At 51.4% G+C, this 20623-nt stretch carries 14 protein-coding genes; 7 read left to right on the top strand and 7 right to left on the bottom strand.

Annotated elements, in window-relative coordinates; all coding sequences use genetic code 11:
- Nucleotides 1–35 precede the first annotated feature (35 nt).
- The gene (locus tag IPJ96_09180; GenBank protein ID MBK7910518.1) at nucleotides 36–845 is read left to right on the top strand and encodes an SDR family oxidoreductase; all 810 of its coding nucleotides are present in this window, start codon (nucleotides 36–38) and stop codon (nucleotides 843–845) included.
- Between the two features lie 70 nt (nucleotides 846–915).
- On the opposite strand, the gene IPJ96_09175 is transcribed toward IPJ96_09180, so the two are convergent.
- Nucleotides 916–3492 carry an ATP-dependent Clp protease ATP-binding subunit gene (locus tag IPJ96_09175; GenBank protein ID MBK7910517.1) on the bottom strand — a complete coding sequence of 859 codons (2577 nt, stop codon included), beginning with the start codon at nucleotides 3490–3492 and terminating at the stop codon, nucleotides 916–918.
- A 347-nt stretch (nucleotides 3493–3839) separates the two neighbouring features.
- On the opposite strand from IPJ96_09175, the gene gyrA reads away from it, so the two are divergent.
- The 3 genes from gyrA (at nucleotide 3840) to IPJ96_09160 (ending at nucleotide 8657) form a co-directional block, all read left to right on the top strand.
- Nucleotides 3840–6404 carry a DNA gyrase subunit A gene (gene gyrA, locus IPJ96_09170; GenBank protein MBK7910516.1) on the top strand — a complete coding sequence of 855 codons (2565 nt, stop codon included), beginning with the start codon at nucleotides 3840–3842 and terminating at the stop codon, nucleotides 6402–6404.
- Between the two features lie 40 nt (nucleotides 6405–6444).
- Nucleotides 6445–7650, top strand: coding sequence for a tetratricopeptide repeat protein (locus IPJ96_09165; GenBank protein MBK7910515.1), 1206 nt, complete (start codon nucleotides 6445–6447; stop codon nucleotides 7648–7650).
- Nucleotides 7651–7982: 332 nt separating this feature from the next.
- On the top strand, nucleotides 7983–8657 hold the full coding sequence (locus IPJ96_09160; GenBank protein ID MBK7910514.1) for a glucosaminidase domain-containing protein: 675 nt from the start codon (nucleotides 7983–7985) through the stop codon (nucleotides 8655–8657).
- Between the two features lie 66 nt (nucleotides 8658–8723).
- On the opposite strand, the gene IPJ96_09155 is transcribed toward IPJ96_09160, so the two are convergent.
- The 5 genes from IPJ96_09155 to guaA form a co-directional block, all read right to left on the bottom strand.
- A complete protein-coding gene (locus tag IPJ96_09155; protein ID MBK7910513.1) occupies nucleotides 8724–8864 on the bottom strand; it encodes a hypothetical protein in 141 nt (46 codons plus the stop codon).
- Nucleotides 8865–8962: 98 nt separating this feature from the next.
- Complete coding sequence (locus IPJ96_09150; protein MBK7910512.1) at nucleotides 8963–9625, bottom strand: DUF4918 family protein; 663 nt, start codon at nucleotides 9623–9625, stop codon at nucleotides 8963–8965.
- Nucleotides 9626–9636: 11 nt separating this feature from the next.
- Nucleotides 9637–10542, bottom strand: a complete 906-nt coding sequence (gene hemF / locus IPJ96_09145; protein ID MBK7910511.1) for an oxygen-dependent coproporphyrinogen oxidase — start codon at nucleotides 10540–10542, stop codon at nucleotides 9637–9639.
- A gap of 14 nt (nucleotides 10543–10556) precedes the next feature.
- Nucleotides 10557–11996: an ABC transporter substrate-binding protein gene (locus IPJ96_09140; protein ID MBK7910510.1), complete on the bottom strand. Its 1440-nt coding sequence runs from the start codon at nucleotides 11994–11996 to the stop codon at nucleotides 10557–10559.
- Nucleotides 11997–12007: 11 nt separating this feature from the next.
- Nucleotides 12008–13537 carry a glutamine-hydrolyzing GMP synthase gene (gene guaA / locus IPJ96_09135; GenBank protein ID MBK7910509.1) on the bottom strand — a complete coding sequence of 510 codons (1530 nt, stop codon included), beginning with the start codon at nucleotides 13535–13537 and terminating at the stop codon, nucleotides 12008–12010.
- A 158-nt stretch (nucleotides 13538–13695) separates the two neighbouring features.
- Here guaA and IPJ96_09130 point away from each other — a divergent pair, with 158 nt between their 5' ends.
- Both IPJ96_09130 and IPJ96_09125 read left to right on the top strand, forming a co-directional pair.
- Nucleotides 13696–14883, top strand: a complete 1188-nt coding sequence (locus tag IPJ96_09130) for a hypothetical protein (GenBank protein MBK7910508.1) — start codon at nucleotides 13696–13698, stop codon at nucleotides 14881–14883.
- Nucleotides 14884–15149: 266 nt separating this feature from the next.
- A complete protein-coding gene (locus tag IPJ96_09125) occupies nucleotides 15150–15356 on the top strand; it encodes a hypothetical protein (protein ID MBK7910507.1) in 207 nt (68 codons plus the stop codon).
- Here the strand turns inward: IPJ96_09125 and bshC are convergent, their stop codons facing one another.
- Entirely contained in the window at nucleotides 15357–16967 is a 1611-nt protein-coding gene (bshC, locus tag IPJ96_09120; GenBank protein ID MBK7910506.1) for a bacillithiol biosynthesis cysteine-adding enzyme BshC, read from the bottom strand. It lies immediately after the preceding gene.
- 234 nt (nucleotides 16968–17201) lie between these two features.
- Between bshC and IPJ96_09115 the strand changes: the two genes are divergently transcribed.
- Nucleotides 17202–20618 (top strand): hypothetical protein, encoded by a 3417-nt coding sequence (locus IPJ96_09115; GenBank protein ID MBK7910505.1) that lies wholly within the window; start codon nucleotides 17202–17204, stop codon nucleotides 20616–20618.
- The last annotated feature ends 5 nt before the right edge of the window (nucleotides 20619–20623 follow it).

Here is a 20623-nt window from a genome sequence, read left to right as displayed (position 1 = left end):
CGTATTCTTGCGAACGAATAAGTCAAGCCAACGGTATGTATAACCTCCTAAAAGGAAAGCGCGGAATCATTTCCGGCGCATTGGATTCCAATTCGATCGCCTGGAAAGTGGCACAACGTTGTCACCAGGAAGGCGCGCAAATCATTCTCACCAATGCTCCGATTGCCATGCGGATGGGTGAGATCAAGAAGCTGGCCGAAGAGACCGGAGCGGAGATTATTCCGGCTGACGCGACTTCGATGGAAGATCTGAACAACCTCTTTCAGGGGGCCATGGACAAAATGGGCGGGAAGATCGATTTTGTACTCCATTCGATCGGTATGTCGGTCAACATCCGTAAGAACATTCCCTATACCGAGAGCAATTACGACTACTACCTGAAAGGCGCCGATGTGTCCGCTTTGTCGTTACACAAGATGTTGCAGGCAGCCATGAAGCTGGACGCCATGAATGAATGGGGTAGCGTCGTGGCGCTGACCTACATTGCGGCACAGCGAACGTTTCCGTTCTATACCGATATGGCCGATATCAAAGCACTGCTGGAAAGTATCGCCCGCAGTTTCGGATACCACTACGGAAAAGCAAAGAAGGTCCGCGTCAACACGGTTTCTCAGTCGCCAACGAAGACGACGGCTGGTACCGGCATCAAGGGCTTTGACGATTTCTACAATTTCGCGGACGAACTCAGTCCGCTGGGTAACGCCAGTGCGGATGCCTGTGCGGAGTATTGCGTAGCGCTCTTCAGTGACCTGACCCGGATGGTAACGATGCAGAATCTCTACCACGACGGTGGATATTCGACCACCGGAATCAGTCAGTCGATCATGGACCGCTTTGGGAAATAAACAGCGATTCTGTTGTTGATCTAAATAAAAAGGCTGCCTTCGGGCAGCCTTTTTTATTTAATCGGTTCGGTTATTCCGAATCCTTCTTCTTGCGACCGGGGCCGGATTTAGCCGGAGGAGGAGGCGTGGAAGCTTTCACAACCGCGATCTTCAATTCGCTCTTCTCCTTGTCAAAGGTGACATCGATCGTATCACCTTCACTGATTTCTGACTTGATGATCTCTTCGGCCAGCGGATCTTCCAGGTATTTCTGGATGGCGCGCTTCAATGGGCGGGCACCATAGTTTTGGTCGAAGCCTTTGTCGGCGATGTAGTCTTTGGCATCGCCTGACAAAACGATCTTGAAGCCGAGTTCCTGTACACGTTTGTAGAGGTGGACGAGTTCGACATCAATGATCTTGTGGATATCCTCCTTGGACAAGGAGTTGAACATGACCACATCGTCGATACGGTTGAGGAATTCGGGAGCGAAAGCCTTTTTCAGCGCATTTTCGACTACGCCGCGAGCGTGTTCGTCGGCCTGACTGGATTTCGAGGTCGTCTGGAATCCAACACCCTGACCGAAGTCCTTCAACTGGCGGGAACCGATGTTGGAGGTCATGATCATGATGGTATTCTTGAAGTCGACTTTGCGACCGAGGCTGTCGGTCAACATACCTTCATCCAATACCTGCAGGAGCAGGTTAAAGATATCCGGATGGGCCTTTTCAATCTCATCGAGGAGTACAACCGAATAAGGCTTACGGCGGACCTTTTCGGTCAACTGACCGCCTTCTTCATAACCGACGTATCCAGGAGGCGCACCGATCAGGCGGGATACCGCGAACTTTTCCATGTATTCGCTCATGTCGATGCGGATCAACGCGTCTTCCGAGTCAAACAGGTATTTCGCGATGACTTTGGCCAATTGGGTCTTACCAACTCCGGTGGGGCCGAGGAAGACGAACGTTCCAATCGGTTTGTTCGGGTCTTTCAATCCGGCGCGGTTTCGCTGGATGGCCTTCACGATCTTGGCGATCGCTTCATCCTGGCCGATCACACTGCCTTTGAGCAGTTCACCCATCTTAATGAGGCGGTTCGACTCGGTCTGGGCCACACGGGTGACCGGAATGCCGGTCATCATGGCCACTACTTCAGCGACATCCTGTTCGGAAACGGTGTAGCGGTGACTCTTTGTTTCTTCTTCCCATTGACGTTTGGCCACCTCCAGTTGTTCCAGCAACTGCTTCTCGGTATCCCGGAGTTTGGCTGCTTCTTCGTATTTCTGGCTGCGGACGACACGGTTCTTCTCGTTCTTGATATCGGCGATCTTGCCTTCGAGTTCGAGAATGTTCTTGGGGACGTGGATGTTCGTGATGTGTACGCGTGATCCCGCTTCGTCGAGCGCGTCGATGGCCTTGTCCGGCAGGAAACGATCGGTGATGTAGCGGTTAGTCAGCGTTACGCAGGCCTTGAGGGCTTCCGGCGTGAAGTTCACGTTGTGGTGCTCCTCATAGCGCTCCTTGATGTTGTTCAGGATCTCCAGGGTTTCGTCGGCAGAAGCCGGCTCAACCAGGACACGCTGGAAGCGACGGTCAAGCGCACCGTCTTTTTCAATATACTGGCGGTATTCATCGAGGGTAGTAGCACCGATGCACTGGATCTCACCCCGGGCAAGCGCCGGCTTGAACATGTTGGAAGCATCGAGTGAACCGGAGGCGCCACCGGCACCGATGATCGTGTGGATCTCGTCGATGAACAGGATCACATCCGGAGATTTTTCCAGTTCGTTCATCACCGCTTTCATGCGTTCTTCGAACTGGCCACGGTACTTGGTACCGGCAACGAGCGAAGCCAGGTCGAGCGTCACGATCCGCTTGTTGAAGAGGACGCGTGAACATTTCCGTTGGACGATGCGGAGCGCGAGTCCTTCAGCGATGGCGGATTTACCTACGCCAGGTTCGCCGATCAGGATCGGGTTGTTCTTCTTACGACGGGAGAGGATCTGCGAGACGCGTTCGATTTCCTTTTCACGGCCGACGATCGGGTCGAGGCGACCTTCTTCGGCAGCTTTGGTGAGGTCCCGACCGAAGTTGTCAAGAACCGGTGTTTTGGATTTGCTGTCGGAGGGTTTCTTACCACCCATACCCGAACCGCTGCCACCGCCACCTTCATCGTCTTTGGAGTAGGGGTCATCTTCCGATGAGCTCTGGGGAGTCTCCGACTTGAAGTTGGATTTGATGATCTCCAATTCCTCTTTCACGATATCATAACTGATACCGTATTGATTGAGGATCTGGGTTGCGATGTTATCGTCGTCCTTCAGGATGGCCAGGAGCAGGTGCTCTGTTCCGATGACATCACTGCGGAAAACTTTGGCCTCGAGATAGGTGATCTTGAGTGCCTTCTCAGCCTGCTTGGTCAGGGGAATATTGCTGAGGTTGTTGATCGAGGCCGTGCTGCCGCGAACAGTGCTTTCAACGGATTTCCGCAATTCCTGCAGGTTGATGCCGAGGGATTTCAGGATTTTGATGGCCATGCCTTCACCCTCGCGGATGAGGCCCAGCAGGAGGTGTTCGGTACCAATGTAATCGTGTCCAAGGCGAAGGGCTTCCTCGCGACTGAAGGTGATTACATCTTTGACACGCGGTGAGAATTTGGCTTCCATGTTTGGGGTTGTGATTCTAATGTAAAACGAACCGGCTGTAGACAAGTTCGGTCGAATCATCGATTTCTTTCAACAAAACTACCGATTTTCTTGCGGATTTAGTTTGCAAGTAACGTGCTAGCTTTTGGGGACTGCCAATCGGGCAGTTGCTTTTATCAACAAATTTCTGTTTGCGAAAAACGCCCCCGGAACGGCATTTTTACGTACCTTCGGGCTTCTAGTAAAAGCGCCATTTTGGCCCTACCGATGGGTATCGGAAAGGCCCGGCGGACCGACTTTTCCGGAACCTTACACAAAGGAAGAGACGGTTATCCAGCCGAAAAATTTTGAATTGAAGTTTAGCCATCATGACTGACGGAGAAAAGATCATTCCGATCAACATCGAAGAGGAAATGAAGACCGCCTACATCGATTACTCGATGTCGGTGATCGTATCGCGTGCGTTGCCGGATGTCCGGGACGGCCTGAAACCCGTGCACCGTCGCGTGCTCTACGGCATGCTTGATCTGGGTGTACTGAGTAACAGGCCCTATAAGAAATCCGCCCGTATCGTAGGGGAAGTATTGGGTAAATACCATCCGCATGGCGATGGTTCCGTTTACGATGCGATGGTCCGGATGGCCCAGGTTTGGAGCTTGCGGTACCCGCTGGTGGATGGGCAGGGTAACTTCGGTTCGATGGACGGCGATTCTCCGGCGGCCATGCGTTATACCGAGGCCAGGCTGAAAAAGCTGGCTGAGGAGATGTTGTCGGACATCGACAAGGAGACCGTAGACTTCACGTTAAATTTCGATGATTCCTTACAGGAGCCGACCGTGCTGCCGGCCAAGATTCCGAACCTCCTGGTAAATGGAGCTTCCGGTATCGCGGTAGGTATGGCCACCAACATGGCGCCGCATAACCTGACGGAAGTGATCGACGGTGTAGTCGCCTATATCGACAATCGCGACATCACGCTGGATGAACTGGCTCGAATCATCAAGGCGCCCGATTTCCCGACAGGCGGTATCATTTACGGATACGCCGGCGTGAAAGAGGCCTATCATACCGGCCGTGGCAAAGTGGTGCTCAGGGCACGTGCCACGATCGAAACAACCGACAACGGCCGGGAAAGGATCGTTGTTACGGAAGTCCCCTTCCAGATCAACAAAGCGGAGATGATCAAGCGAACCGCTGATCTGATCAATGAAAAGAAACTGGAAGGTATCTCGGATATCCGCGACGAGAGCGATCGGGAAGGGATACGGATCGTGTACGAATTGCGTCGTGACGCTATCGGTAATGTGGTGTTGAACAACCTCTTCAAGTTCACATCGCTGCAATCTTCCTTCAGCGTGAACAACGTTGCGCTTGTCGGTGGGCGACCGATGACGCTCAACCTGAAAGACCTGATCGTCAACTACGTCAATCACCGCCATGAAGTGGTGATCCGCCGTACGCGGTACGAACTGGCGGAAGCGGAAAAGCGGGCGCACATACTCGAGGGACTCCTCATCGCACTGGATCACCTCGACGAAGTCATCGCCCTGATCCGGGCTTCTCAGACCCCGCAGATCGCCCAGGACGGCTTGATCAACTCCTTCCAGTTGTCCGAGATCCAGGCCAAAGCGATCCTGGAGATGCGCCTGCAGCGCCTGACCGGCCTCGAACGCGATAAGATCCGGGATGAGTATGCCGAACTGAAGAAGCTTATTGATTATTACCGGGATGTCCTGGCGGATGAGAAACTTCGGATGGACATCATCAAGGATGAACTCGGGGAGATGAAGGAAAAGTATGGGGATGAACGCCGGACCGAGATCGTCTATACCGGTGACGAGATCAGTCTGGAAGACATGATCGCGGATGAAGACGTGGTCATCACGATTTCCCACCAGGGATATATTAAGCGGACCGCGTTAACGGAATACCGGACGCAGGGTCGGGGCGGTCGCGGAGCTCGTGGCAGTTCGACCAAGCAGGAAGATTTCGTAGAACATATTTACGTAGCCTCCACACACAATTACATCCTGTTCTTCACGGAGAAGGGCCGGTGCCACTGGCTGAAGGTTTACGAGATTCCGGAAGGCAATAAGACCGGTCGTGGCCGAGCGATTCAGAACCTGATCAGCATTCAACCTGACGATAAAGTGAAAGCCTTCATCAATGTGAAGGATCTTTCGGACGAAACATATATCAACAACAACTTCATTGTGATGTGTACCCGTAACGGGACCATCAAGAAAACAGCGCTGGAGGCGTATTCCCGTCCGCGTCAGTCGGGCATCAACGCGATCCAGATCGAAGACGGCGACCAGTTGCTGGAAGCCCGCCTTACAAATGGCACCAACGAGATCATGCTCGCGACACGTAAGGGTAAGCTCGTCCGGTTCAACGAAGAGACTGTGCGTCCGATGGGTCGAAATTCAATCGGAGTGAAGGGCGTCACGCTCGACGGAGATGACGACGCTGTAATCGGCATGGTATGTGTCAGTGACCCGCTCAAAGAGTCGGTATTGGTTGTAGCAGAACAAGGTTATGGCAAGCGTTCTGATATCGACGAATACCGGAAAACGAACCGGGGGGCCAAGGGCGTAAAGACCATCAACATAACCGACAAGACCGGCAACCTGGTTGCGATCAAGGTGGTAGTTGAAAACGACGACCTGATGATCATCACCAAAAACGGACTGACCATTCGGATGGGGGTAGAGGATATCTCGGTTCAGGGCCGGGCGACCCAGGGCGTTCGACTGATCCGCCTGGAAGATGATGATGAAATCGCCTCGGTTGCGAAGGTGGAAGTGGAGGATAAGGAAGAATCGAAGATGGAAGATACTCCCGCCATTGAGGGCGCTACGCCGGAAGGACCTTCTGATGAAGCGGAGTCAGATGGGGATGCGAGCGGAGAGGCCGGGCAGGAAAATAATTGAACTGATATTCGTTTAACATAATAATACGCAATCGGAAATCATGCAAAAACTGCTTTCGTTGATCGTAGTGCTTTGTTTGTCTGTAAGTTATTCCTTCGGACAAAAAGCGAAACTTCAAACGGCTATTAATTTCTACAAGGTCCCTTATCAGCAATACGATAAGGCAAAAGAGGCCATCGATGAGGCCGTCAACCATGAGCAGACCAAGGGGATGGCCAAGACCTGGTACTATAAAGGGCTGATCTATTCGGCTCTGTATTCAAGTGAGAAGTATGGTTCACTTTGCAACAATTGCCTGGTGGAAGCCAATGACGCGTTTAAAAAGGCCATGGAAATCGAGCCCAATAATGAATGGGCTGGTGAAATTCAATTGAATCAAATGCAGTTGATGAGCCAGGTCTTCAACAAAGGTGTTGGTCAGTTCAAAGAAGGCAAGTACGCGGAAGCGCTGGTGGATTTCGAGATCGCACAGGCCATCAGTCCGAACGATACCGCTACGATCCTGAATTCAGCGTATGCCGCTGAGCGGGCGGGAAATAAGGCCAAGGCGAAGCAATACTATGAAAAGCTGGTTTCCATGAATTATCAGGACGATAAGTCTTATGCCGCCTTGTCGAACCTGTACCGTGAGGATGGCAATACCGATAAGGCTTTGGAGGTTCTGCGCCAGGGACGTACCGCCATGCCGGAAAGCATCAATTTGATGCTCGCCGAGATCAACATCCTGTTATCGACCGGTAAGAGTCAGGAAGCCACCACGGCACTGGACGCGGCCATTCAAAAGGATCCCAAGAACCCGAGCCTTTATATGGCCTTGGGCAGCACGTTTGACAACATGGCCAATCCCAAAGGTGCGGATGGCAAGGACAAGGCGAAACCGGCTCAGTATAACGATTACATGAGCCGTGCTGAAGCAGCCTATAAGAAGGGTCTGGAGATCCAGCCGGACAATTACGAGATCAACTATAACCTGGGAGCCATGTACTTTAACCAGGGCGCCGATATGGCCAATGCAGCGAATCAGTTGACCAATAATGCCGAATTCGAGAAGGCGAAGGTCAAATATGAAGACAAATTCAAGGCTGCAGCGCCGTATCTGGAAAAGTCGCTCGAAGCGAATCCCCGGAAGACAGAGGATGACCAGTCCTTGTACCAAGGAACCTTGTTGTCGTTAAAACAGCTGTACGTTCGATTGAATGAGACAGAGAAGTATAACCGGATCAAGAATCTGTTGGAGCAGAAGTAGACTGCTGTTCGAGCGACTCGATAGGATATATTCGAACACTTCACATTCAGGACCCCGGCCAGGAGACAGACTTCCAGGCCGGGGTTCGCTGTTTCTATGGAATGGGGTGTTTTGCTTACTTATAACTTAACATAATGTTAATTATAAGACTGAAGGGGTTGTATTTTTTTGAAAATGAGGACTATCCGCTGGCGGCAAGATCCCGGCTGTTCGCCCAATCAGGTTATCCGTTTGACCAAATAAGGTTCCGGTTCGGCTGGCTGCCAACCTACTTTTGATCTGACTTCCCCGACACACCATGAATACCCGAGTCCCCCTAAAGATTCAACGTCATGAAGTCGATTTGCTGTCATACCAAGTTGCTGCAACCTGCCGGTCCGGACACCCCCGATCTGTGCCTCAACCCGGATTGCGGAAACTACCTCCGCCCGACCGCTATCTATAGCCCCCGGGTCTGGAACCGCGTCCTGGCGGTTGGGTTCTTCTTGTTCCTCTTTATGCTGACCATGGATGATCGTTCTACAGCCAACCGGGCTACAGAACTCACCAGCAGCATGCAGAAAATGCGCGGAAAAACGGTTCGTCCGTTAAGCCCGGAAAGCCTGCGTGAAGAATTGGATCATCAGCATGTGATTTGTCCTGAACAAGTCCAGGCCCAGATCCTGCTCGAGTCCGGTAACCTGGAATCGTATCTGGCCCGCCGAACCAACAACCTGCTGGGCATGCGCTTCCCGTTTCGAAGAAAGACCACGGCCATCGGTATCTACCTGCCGGAATCCAACCTGATCATCCGAGGTACACAAGACGAACTGAAGAAGTATCGAAGTGCCAACCATTATGCAGTCTATGAGAACTGGGTCGATTGTGTGGCCGATTACAAGTTGTGGCAGGAACAAACCTTTCGCCTGACGGACCGTTACCTTGATTTTCTGGGTACCTATTACGCGGAAGACCATCAATACGCGGATAAGATCCGAAACATGGTGGACCGTCGAAAAGGGTCCTGAACGGTAATAACTAAAATCAAAAAAGCCCGGCACTATGGCCGGGCTTTGTATTTGTCTGGGTCGAGATCAACCGAAATTGACAACTCCGAAGATCCAGCTTAAGGTCAGCAGGATCCAGATAAAGGCGACAACGGCTGCGCCGGTTTCTCCAAGGTACGTGTACCAGATTCCGCGTTTGGGTTCTTCTGCGTGATGATCGTGCGACATAGGTTTTTCTTTATGGAGCGTCAAATATCGTGATTCTCACTAAAACGGACAAAAGCCTTCCCGGGTTGCCGGGCGGCGAATTATTAACGTGGTTCTCCCTAGGCCAAAACAGCGGCATAACGGTCCAGATACTCCGGAAGCGCTTTTCGCTTGTATTGCATGATGAACCTCGGATGCGGAAGACTGACCACCTGCCGACAAAAGCCGTACTGACGATTCCATTGCAGGAAGTGTTTCGCATTTTGGCCTTCGCCAAGAAGTATCACCGTGTCCAGATTAACGCCGAGCGCGAATTGTTTTTGCAGGGTATCGAGTATGAAAGGCCTTGTCGCATCCAGCAATTCCGGATCGTCATAATAGTTGATGTTCTTACCAGCCCTGGTGAACCCCAGCGGACATACAGCGCTTAAGAGATTTTTTCCAAAGAACTTTGCTGGTCCACCCAGGTGCCGGATCATCCGGTAGATGAAATCGCTGCTGAGTTCAGTCCGTTTCTCCAGTTGATTCGCGATACCACAACCTTCTGACAGCCTTACGGGATCGGTGAACGGAATGCCCGTCATCCCGCCACCCAGACGGCCAGGATTGATACCCAGAACAAGTGTGCGCGGTCGCTCGTCGTGATAGTAACGCGAGTAAAACGCCTCAACGAATCCGCGAACCTCCGGGTCCTGATAAACGGAAAGTACTTCGACTCCATTCGGCACGTGTAAACGCGACGGCAGTGAAAAATAAAACCGGATGATCCGTTCGGAGAGCATCGTTGAACCAATCAACCTTTGATCCAATCAATTCCTTTTATCAGAAGTGCCTGGGTTTCCGCTTCCGGAGTTCCGGCGGCTGGTTGAAAGTCGTATTCCCAGGACGCCAGGGGCGGTAAACTCATCAGGATCGATTCGATCCTCCCGTCGGTTTCGAGCCCGAATTTCGTTCCCCGATCGTACACCAGGTTGAACTCCGCATAGCGTCCGCGGCGGATCAATTGCCATTGCTTTTCGCGTTCGGTGAACGCAAGTCCTGCATTCCTTCTGATCAGTTCCGTGTAGGTCGGAAGAAAAGTTTCTCCAACCGCCTGCATGAACCGGATCCGGTCATCGAACCCGTGTCGATCATCCGCCTTTAGATGGTCAAAGAAGATCCCGCCAACGCCTCTTGTCTCCTTGCGGTGTTTAATGAAGAAGTAATCGTCGGCCCATTGTTTGAATGCAGTATAATAGGCTTCATCAAAGCGATCACAGGTTGCTTTCAAAGCCTGATGAAAGAACCGGGCGTCCTCCCGTTTAACATAATGCGGAGTCAGGTCAATCCCGCCTCCGACCCAGCGCACCTTTGAGCCTGTTTCAAAGTACCTCACATTCATGTGGATGATCGGCACTTGGGGTGAATTCGGATGGATGACAATGGAAACACCGGTTGCGAAGAACTCGGAACCTGCCTCCGGGCCCAACTGCTGTTTAAGAAAGTCAGGAGTACTCCCGAAAACCGCTGAAAAGTTGACCCCGCCCTTTTCGATTACCGAACCGTTGGTGAGCACCCGGGATCTTCCGCCACCGCCGCCTGGTCGTTCCCAATTATCTTCCCGGAAACGCCCGGTCCCGTCAGCGACTTCAAGTCCTTCGGTAATGCGATCCTGAAGGGACATTAGCCAATCGGCAATATACCGGCGGTCAGTAGCCATAGTCAACTCGACCATTACTGGCCTACCTCGATCGGTTTTCGGTCACGAAACTCCCATATCCGGATATTCATGTTCTCCATGCAGGAGCCGGCTTCAGTCTTGCTAAACCGATAATCACAATAACGTCCATTGTAATTCGGGAGTGATAATTCGTCCGGAAAATCTGCTCCTGATTTTTTCCAGCCGTTTAGAAGAATGTCGATGGCATCCGCTCCAAGCAGCGCGTTTTCATCAGGTTCTGCGGCATAGCGATCGCGAAACGATTTTCGCATTCCGGCTTGATCCGGGATATCCTGCTGAAGGTATGCCGAGGTGAACAGTTCAACACCTGCCGATTCCATGAGCGCGGCGTCGATGGTTTCAAAGTGCATCCAGGTTGGCAAACCCACGATCTTAAGTTCGTAATCGGCTTTCAGTTCCTTGGTCTTGTTCAGAACGGCGGTGACAAGATCCTCGTTGCTGGAAGGAAGGAAGATCACGTTTGACTTGCCCTTGGACAAGGAGTCCTGCAACTTGTCAGCGCCCAGTTTTGCGTAATCGTACGTGCGAAAACGGACATGCTCGAACTGTTTCTTCCATCCATCCCGAAATTCAGAAGCACGTTCATTCTCCCTGGGGAGCGCTGTCTTGACCAGTACCACATTGGCACCGGGGAAGCGTTTCGCGGTCAGTGTTCCGGCGCGGTTGCATTGCAAGAGCGATGACGGAAGCATGACTACTGCCAAGGGATTGTTTCGAACAGGTTCGGTACTGTTCACGGAAGTGGACAATAACCGGATCTTTTGCTTCATGCACCAACGATTCAGGAAACGAAGTTGACTGCCATTCAGGTTCGTGATGACCGCGTCAACTTCTTTGAGTTCCGCTTTGGTCAACGCTTTTGCCAGCGAAACCGTATCGCCACCGGCATCGACGATCGACAATTTCACTTTCCAGCGGTGATCCGTGGCGACAGCTTCTTCCAAAGCGTACTGGACACCTTCATTGAACTGTAAACTGTTACGCACGTCCTCTTCCAGTACTTCTTCCTCTGCCGTTGTATCTGCAGGGTCCGGTTCGCGCAAATCCTGACGTGGAAGAAAAAGGCCCGCGATCGCCGCGACTCTCAACTCCTGCGCATCCCGGCGGCTGGCTTTCTCATCCTTGCCATTATCCTTTTCTCCGCCTTTCTTCTTCCAGGAATAGGCAGGAATCCAGAGCTTCATTTTACTCTTCAAGCCCTTCTTCAATTCAGGATTCAATTCTTGCAACTCGTCCTGGGGAATGCCGAACTTTTGGGAGATGGAAAACAAGGATTCACCCTTCCCAACCTGGTAGAGATAAAACTTCCGGTTGTTGAGAAACCGGACTTCTGCCGTGTCTTTTGCGGACAGGTTGACCTTTGCATTTTGTGCGCTTACCGCCTGGATGCAAAACAGCAGGAAGACAAAACTTCCGATCGCAAGGGACTTCAAGCCAGGTTGGATCATTCCCATTCGATCGTTGCTGGAGGTTTCGAACTGATATCATAGACCACCCGGTTCACGCCCTTCACCTTGTTGATGATCTCGTTGGAGACTTTTGCAAGGAATGTATGCGGCAGGTGGCACCAATCGGCCGTCATTCCGTCGACGGATGTAACTGCACGCAGGCAAATGGCATTTTCATAGGTTCGCTCATCGCCCATTACACCAACCGACTGCACTGGTAAGAGGATAGCGCCGGCTTGCCAGACGTCCTTATAGTGGTTGTGCTCCTTTAGCAATTGAATGAAGATGGCGTCGGCTTCCTGGACCTTGCGGACCTTTTCGGCGGTAATATCTCCTAAGATCCGAATGGCGAGACCTGGTCCGGGAAACGGATGACGGTTAAGGATCGAAGGGTCAATGTCGAGCTGAGCTCCGACTTTTCGGACTTCATCCTTGAACAGTGTTTTGAGGGGCTCGACCACCTTGAGGTGCATCTTTTCAGGGAGGCCTCCTACGTTGTGGTGCGATTTGATCGTTGCCGATGGTCCTTTCACGCTGACGGATTCGATCACGTCTGGATAGATGGTTCCCTGAGCCAGCCACCGTACGTCTGAAATTCGATGGGCTTCGCGGTCAAAAACCTCGATGAAGACCCGGCCGATCGCTTTTCTTTTCAGTTCCGGATCGGTGAGACCGTTGAGCGCCGAGTAAAAATCCTGCTTTGCGTCCACTCCGGTAATGTTCAAGCCCATATGCTGGTAGGAATCCAGGACTTGTTCGAATTCACCAAGGCGAAGCAAACCGTTATCAACGAAAATGCAGTGGAGATTTTTCCCGATGGCACGATGGAGCAAGGCTGCAGCAACCGTAGAGTCCACACCACCGGATAGTCCGAGTACGACCTGGTCGTTGCTCAACTCCTGCTTGAGTTTTTCGACGGTCTCCTCAACGAAGGAAGCAGGGGTCCAATCCTTTTTGCAACCGCAAATGTCGACGAGAAAATTCCGCAACAGCGTCTTACCATCCTCGGAATGGGTGACTTCCGGATGAAACTGAATGCCGAATGTCGCTTCGTTGCGGATATGATACGCCGCAACGGCTACATCGGCCGTGCTAGCGACCACTTCAAAGCTTTGTGGAACTTTGGCGATCGTATCGCCGTGGGACATCCAAACCGTTGAATCGACCGGGATATCGCGAAAGAGCACAGACGAGTGGTTAATAGTTTTGAGGTGAGCCCGGCCATATTCCCGGATACGAGACGGCATGACCTCTCCCCCATTGTTCTGCGCCAACAACTGGGCTCCGTAACAGACCCCCAGGAGGGGTACTTTTCCCCTCCATTGGCTGAGGTCGACCTGCGGCGCGTGCTCATCGCGAACAGAGGACGGGCTACCCGAAAGAATGACACCCTTTATGGATGGATCAAGGGCAGGTACATGATGAAACGGATGAATTTCGCAGTATACATTCAGTTCACGAACCCTTCGGGCGATCAACTGGGTGTATTGCGATCCGAAATCAACGATCAGGATCGTTTGGTGCATGCGCAAAATTAACAAAAGAACGGCGTCGGATTTTCAGTAATCTTTGGATCTATTGACATCTTTCCATGTTGAAATTGAACCACAAATTCACCTCGAAACCCAAATAATGAAACACCTTTACCTGGCAAATTGGGTTCACAACCAAACACCACGAGACAATGGTAAAATGCATCCGTACTGGCCCGCTGGTTGAATTCGGGGCCGCCTGGAAGTTGTTCTTTGGCCTCTTGCTGTCGGTGTCTCTTCAGATCGGGGTCAGCGGGCAAACTGTTCCCAGGCCGGATCATGTGGTGATTTGCGTTTTGGAGAACCATGGTTACTGGTCCATCGTCGGGTCGCCGTATGCACCGTTCATCAATGGTCTGATCGGTCGCAGCGCTTTGTTGCAGGAATATTATGCGTTGACCCATCCTTCCCAACCCAATTACATCATGCTCTATTCCGGGGATGCACAGGGAGTATCGGATGATTATCTTCCTTCGGGAACACCCTGGTCGACGCCCAACCTGGGATCCGCTCTGTTACAGAACGGTTTTACGTTTGTCGGCTATTCCGAGGATTTGCCCGGACAAGGTGCCTTGGACGAGGTGTCGGGCGGATATTATCGGAAGCATTCACCCTGGGTGAATTGGCAGGGAAACGGAACAAATCAATTGCCCATTGCCTGCAATCAGCCCTTCTCAGCTTTTCCGGTGGACTATCATTTTCTCCCAGATGTATCCTTCGTGATTCCAACGGTTGACCATGACATGCACGATGGGACAGATCCGCAGCGTATACAAACCGGAGACGACTGGGTGCGGGACCATCTCGAGGCCTACATTGATTGGGCAGATCAGAACAACTCCCTATTTATCCTGGTATTTGATGAGGATGACGACCTGAGTCAAAATCATATCCTGTGTCTATTTCATGGACCGATGGTCCAGAACGGGGTTTATGGAACCAATGGCCATCATCACTACGATCTCCTGAGGACCCTGGTCGATATGTATGATCTCCCGGATATCGGAGCAAGCGCAGGCGCTGAACCCATCGATGAGATCTGGCAGCAGGCTACCTCAACTTCCTTCAACTCCACCCCAGGGAGCAACTTTGTGCTTTGGCCTAATCCAGGCATGACCACACAGGGTTTCGAGATTTCTTCAGCCAGCGGGTTTAGAAGAGGGGATGTATTGATCGTTCGCGATGGATTGAGCAGGGAACTATACCGGCAGACTCTTGATACGGATTCAAAGAGGTTGCAAGTGTCAAGCGATGCTCTTGCCCTGCAAACAGGTCTCTTTTTCGTGGAGTTGTGGTCAGGCGGAAGTCGGCTATTTACTTCGAAGTTGGTCCGACACTAGACCAAGTTTGCTCAGCAAGGCTTAACAAATTCCACTTATCATTCTTCTTGGCGATTCTTAGGGGTTCTCCCCGATTTGGTTGTTTTCAATTTTAGCTTATTTTTGGTTCGGAGTACTGCGAATATTCTGAATCAGTTATGCCGAATAAACCTACGCGCTGGGGTCGGGCGCATTGGAGTGCGTTGTTGCTCCTTCCTGTTTTGCTTTATTAGCTGGTTTGGCTGACGTCCAACCTGGCTAATGACGATTCTCAGGAACGGGTTGTGATGTTCTATTCCATCATCCCTCGAACGATCCTATTCATTCCGGTACATCTGATCGTACTCCTCCTTACTTCCGCTGCGTTATCCTTCGCGATCAAAGAGAAAATGGTACGACGGATTCGTTGGTATAAGACACCCAAATACCTTCAATTCCTCATACTCGTTTCCGGAGTCTTGTTGTTTACCTGCGTCTTGCAGTTCATGATGTAATCAATAGCAGATCAGGTTCAGGCTCTTTTTCAACGGATCCATGAGTTCCAATAGGTCCATCGGATGATGTAAATCGCCGCTGCCGATAAAACCCAGTATGTTATCGTGACGTTCCTGGAGTGTTCCATTCGGGAAGATCCTATCCCGCACTTTCCGGATCACCTGAACCGACTGGTCTTCGGACCGCTTTTGTGACTTTTTCCATTTCTCTTCCAGCTTGTCGATCGCTTGCAGCATGCGGACCTTTTCCGCTCTCCCGGCGTCGCCCAACGTTTTATCCGTTGCTTCCATGAATCCGGTCAATGCATCCATTTCAAGCGTCGTTTGTTTTCGTGCCTGATCGAAAACCTCAGTCGTGATTCCGCGAGCGTTCATCCAGCGGGCAATCAATTCATCCGGCTTCTCCAGCCAGTCTTTTCCGGCAAAGCCCATGCGTCGGAACTTCTCGTACAAATTGTTGTCCACCAAGACTGCATGTGCACGCGGGAGGAGCACCGGGAATGGAATGTCGTGCAACTGAAAGACACCACGCAGTTGAAGCCAGTAGACCACTTCCGCGGGGCCACCGATGTAGGCTACATTCGGGAGTATCGATTGTTGATACAAGGGTCTCAGGACCACATTCGGACTGAACCGTTGCGGAAAGGCTTCGATTTCGGCACTCAACTGTTCGGGTGTCCAGTTGAAACGTTCGTCGGGTGTACGGAAACCGCCGGGGACCGTGTCGATGCGCAAGCGAAATTGTTCACCGAGGTAGAACAGATTGACCGATCGAATCGATAAGGGGAGCGAACCATGAGTGGACAACTCCTCTTCCAGTCTCTTCGCCGCCTGTGGTGCTTCCTGACGGGTAATATCGCGTTGCATGACCGGTATGAAGGATCGTTTCAAGGCCGCTGCGTCCGGATCAATCATCAGGAGACCAGCCTTGCCGAACCACTCGTGGATCAATTTCCGGGTTGCCAGTGAAAGCGTGTATTCACTTTTGTACGCGTTGAATACTTCAGCCAACAACTTATCGATTCCTGGTCGGGCCCCAAGATCGGTTTTCAATTGTTCCAGCATTTCCGGAAGCCCCTTGCAGGACATTCGTCCGGTGGGCCCGGATTGTTCGGTCAGCCAGGTGTAGGTTTTTCCCGCCACCTGAAGTTCCCGGACTTCCTGCAAGTCATGGTCTTCGGAAGCCAACCAAAAAACCGGAATAAACCGATGTTGTTGTTGCACTGCATTCAACTGCTTGCATAGATTCAACGTTGAAAGGATCTTGAAGACTACATAAAGTGGTCCCGTTGCCGGGTGCAACTGCTGCCCGGTCGTGATCGTCCGCGAGTCAGGTGAAGAAAGCGCTTCCAGATTGTCCTTAACTGCTTCTGAGATGACAGCTCCGCTTTCTTCCAGTTCACGGTATTGGGCTGTAAGGGTGTTGAGCAGGAGTTTGCGGTCGAACTTTTCCCATTCAGCATCCTGTGCAACCTGCAGCAGGCCCTGGAGATCCGGTTTTGGCAGTTGGAAATGATCAAGCCATTGACGCTGCTCGATAAAATCAATGAAAATAGAAGAAAACAGACCGGTTTCTTCCAGGGGTAGTGCGATACTTGATATCCCGTTCATATTTGGTGAACTCAAAGGTAAGGATTGCAAGCATGAAGGAATTTCGGACAGCATTCTCGTTTAACGACTATTTTTTGACATTTACCGAGTAAGGGGAATCGATTACCGATTCAGGACAGTATTTCGGTACTTTTTAGCTATATTTGATTAACTAAGCTGTTGCCACTGGAGTCTGGCAGATTCTGACGGACTACCACTTGGATTTTCCCCTCACCGAAAAGTGAGGTTCGTGACATGACGCACACACACGCTCAAATCTCCAAGAGGAGTGTATTGGCTATTGCCATCCTCTTCGCAGTGCTTTCGATTTCCATTGGCCGTTCAACGGCTCAGGGAGTCAGCACTTATACCTTCTCGACTGCTTCCGGCTTTGCCCTCGACCCCCTCCCGGGTAGCTTTTCCATGCTGATCGGACCGGGACAAGATGATGTATCCAGCTCTGTAACGTCGATCGGATTTACTTTTGAGTTCGACGGATCCTATTATTCCAACTTCTCGGCTAATAGCAATGGACTTGTTTCCCTCGGAACTACTGCCGTGAGTACTTCCGGATTGAATCAGCTTAGCAATGCATCGATCAATCCCAAACTGGCACCTTATTGGGACGATCTCACTACCGGTACGAATGGGTATGTGGTCACCTGGCTGGCCGGTACGGCTCCCAACCGTCGGCGTGTTGTAGAATGGCAGGTGACCGTTCCCAAAGGACTTACTAACGCTGCCGGTGCGAAGTTCCAATTGTGGATCCTCGAAGGTACCCGACAAGTCCGATTCGTTTACAGTTCGGGGATCAGCGCCAATTTGGGCCAGTATTCGATCGGGTTGTCCGGAAGCAGCGGTGGATTTCATGCCGTAACGGCGTCGAATAACACTAGCAGCAATTCGGTGGTAAAGGATAATAATACCACTGCCATGAACAGTGGCCGTACTTACCTGTACACACCTCCCTCCTTGTTATCCGGTTGTGTCCTTAATGCTACTCCTGCGAATGGAAGTGAAGGCGTCAGTCCGATTACGCAGTTAACATGGCAGGCGAACTATGGCTCTCCTGCCGCTTACAACGTTTATTTTGGTACTACCACTTCTCCTCCCCTGGTTTCCGCTGCTCAGGCAGGCACGACCTATTCGCTTCCGCAGCTTTTGCCCAATGCAACCTATTACTGGAAAGTTGAACCGATCAATGCGCTCGGGACCAATACCACCTGCGCCGTAAATTCCTTTCAAACGAATTATCTTCTGACCTACTCTCCTGTTTGGTCGGACAATATCGGTTTCAACTCCATCGCTTCCACCGGCAGCTCCGTTGCCAGTTGGCGTAATGGCTCGAATACGGACGATAACCTGAGTCAGGCGATCCCGATCGGCTTTAATTTCACCTACCAGAAGTCGTCCTTTAATTCGTTGCTGATCTCAACCAACGGATTCATTACGCTGAATACGGCTACGACAGCTACGGGTGGCGGACCTGGCGCGTATGGCTATTTCAATTCCAATCTCACCAATGGTGACCCTGCAAATAATTCACCGTTGATCATCGCGCCATTGTATGAAGACCTGGTTTGCCAGGGCAATCCCGGAACGCTTTCCAGCCTAAGCAGTTCTATTCATTACATGGTGAACGGAACGGCACCCTACCGGTCATTGACAATCGAATGGACCGGCATGGAAGTCTATAATAACCCGGGACCTAATCTCAATTTTCAAGTAACTCTCTTTGAGACAATCGGCGAGATTGAATTTACCTATGGTAATATGGAGGCTTTCAATGGAACCTCCACCTACTCTTATAGTTCCTCCATTGGATTGAATGCGATCTATGTTTCCAATCCGCCAGTGGTTGGCGAGTACTTTGTACAACAGCAGACCAATTCCGAGAGCTTTGCAAATACTCCTGCTAATTCGCTCAATGTCCTGCCCAAGTGTCATTCGTCAATCCATCTTTACCCGGTTTCCGGTGCTATTATCCCTGTCGTAGCAACTGTCCCTGATAACGATGAGTCTGCTTCCGCGATCGGCGTCCTCGTAAATCCCTTCCCGTGTACGGAATTGTGCGCTACCTATTTTTCATCACAAAACGGTACGCCTTCAGGTTTGGGAACCTGTTCCGGAAATGCGGATGATGATGTCTGGTTTAGCTTTACCGCTACAAACGCGCAAACGACCATCCGCGTCGCGGGCGGAGCGGACTATGACCCGGCCTTCGAGTTATGGAACGCCAACCTTTCCATCAGATTGAATTGTCGTGACACGAGCGGTGCTGGCGCTATGGAGTTGCTATCGCTATCCAACCTGATCGTTGGCGATACTTATTATTTGCGTGTCTATCATAAACTAAGCGGTTCCGGTCTGACGGGGCAGTTTAGTTTGTGCATCTATGCAACTCCGCCGCCACCGGGCAACGATGAATGCAGCAGTGCAGTTTACTTATCAGTCAATCCTACTTGTATCGGAATAGCGGGCACCTCTACGCTGGCAGCCACTCCAAGTACCGGAATTCCGACGTGCAGTGTTTCCGGAACCATTCCGGATGATGACGTTTGGTATTCCTTCAAGGCGCAGAATCCGGTTTGTTACATCACTGTCCAGGGCGGTTCGGGATTCAATCCGGTTGTTCAACTGTTTTCAGGATCATGTGGCAATCTTCAGTCCTTACAATGCGCCAATTTTACCGGTTCCGGTCAAAGTGAGACGATCACTGCATCCGGTTTGACAATTGGGGCGACCTATTTTGTCAGGGTCTACCACGCGGCCAGTGGCTCGGGAAGCGGAGTGTTTTCAATTTGCGTTTACTCTCCTCCACCTTCCTGCACCGGAGGTTACATCCCTGCGAATGCCACCCAGAATGTCCCGGCATCCGGTACACAGTTACGTTGGAATAAGGCGAGTAACACCAACTCGTATAAGGTCTATTTCGACATGGTCAACCCTCCGGTAGCTATGTTGGCTCAGGTGGCGGATACATTTGTTTCGACCGGTGCATTAACACTGGGAGCCTCCTACTATTGGATGGCTGTTCCGGTCAATGCCTCCGGTGATGCAACCGGTTGCAGCCCGGTTGTATTTGCCACGGACCCTACCGGCGTCCCGATGCGGTTGTCGACTTACCTTCAAGGCTATTACCTGTCCGGAGGAACCATGATCGCGGCGGTTGACGCAGGTGTCCTGGATACGATCGCCGATACATTATCGGTAAGTGTCGCTGCAAGCACACCGCCTTATCAGATCGTCGGTACCAGCAAAGGACTGCTAAGCACCCAGGGTATTGCCTATTTCGATATCCCGCAGCCCTGTTTTGGCTTAGGTCAGTATTATTTGGTGTTGAATCACAGGAATCACCTCGAAACCTGGAGTGCACTTCCTGTTCAATTCGATTCGGAAGATTCACTTTATGTTCTATCGGATTCTCCCTCCCGGATACTTGGTGGCAATGTAATCGAAGTCGAACCAGGATATTGGGCGATGTTCGCCGGTGATATCAATAAAGACGGGCTGATTGAATCCACCGACTATAGTGCAGTCGAGAACGCCGCGATCCAATTCCTTTTCGGTTATGAGCCGACGGATCTGAATGGGGACGGATTGGTAGAGGCTGCGGATTATTCTTTGGTTGAGAATAACAGCCTCTTGTTCTTGTTCACCATCACTCCGTAGATCGC

This window comes from Bacteroidota bacterium, from assembly GCA_016713765.1.
GTDB lineage: Bacteria > Bacteroidota > Bacteroidia > AKYH767-A > 2013-40CM-41-45 > Pollutiaquabacter > Pollutiaquabacter aromativorans.
The sequence above is the reverse complement of the archived record's forward strand: the minus strand, read 5'-3'. Positions and strand labels throughout refer to the sequence as shown.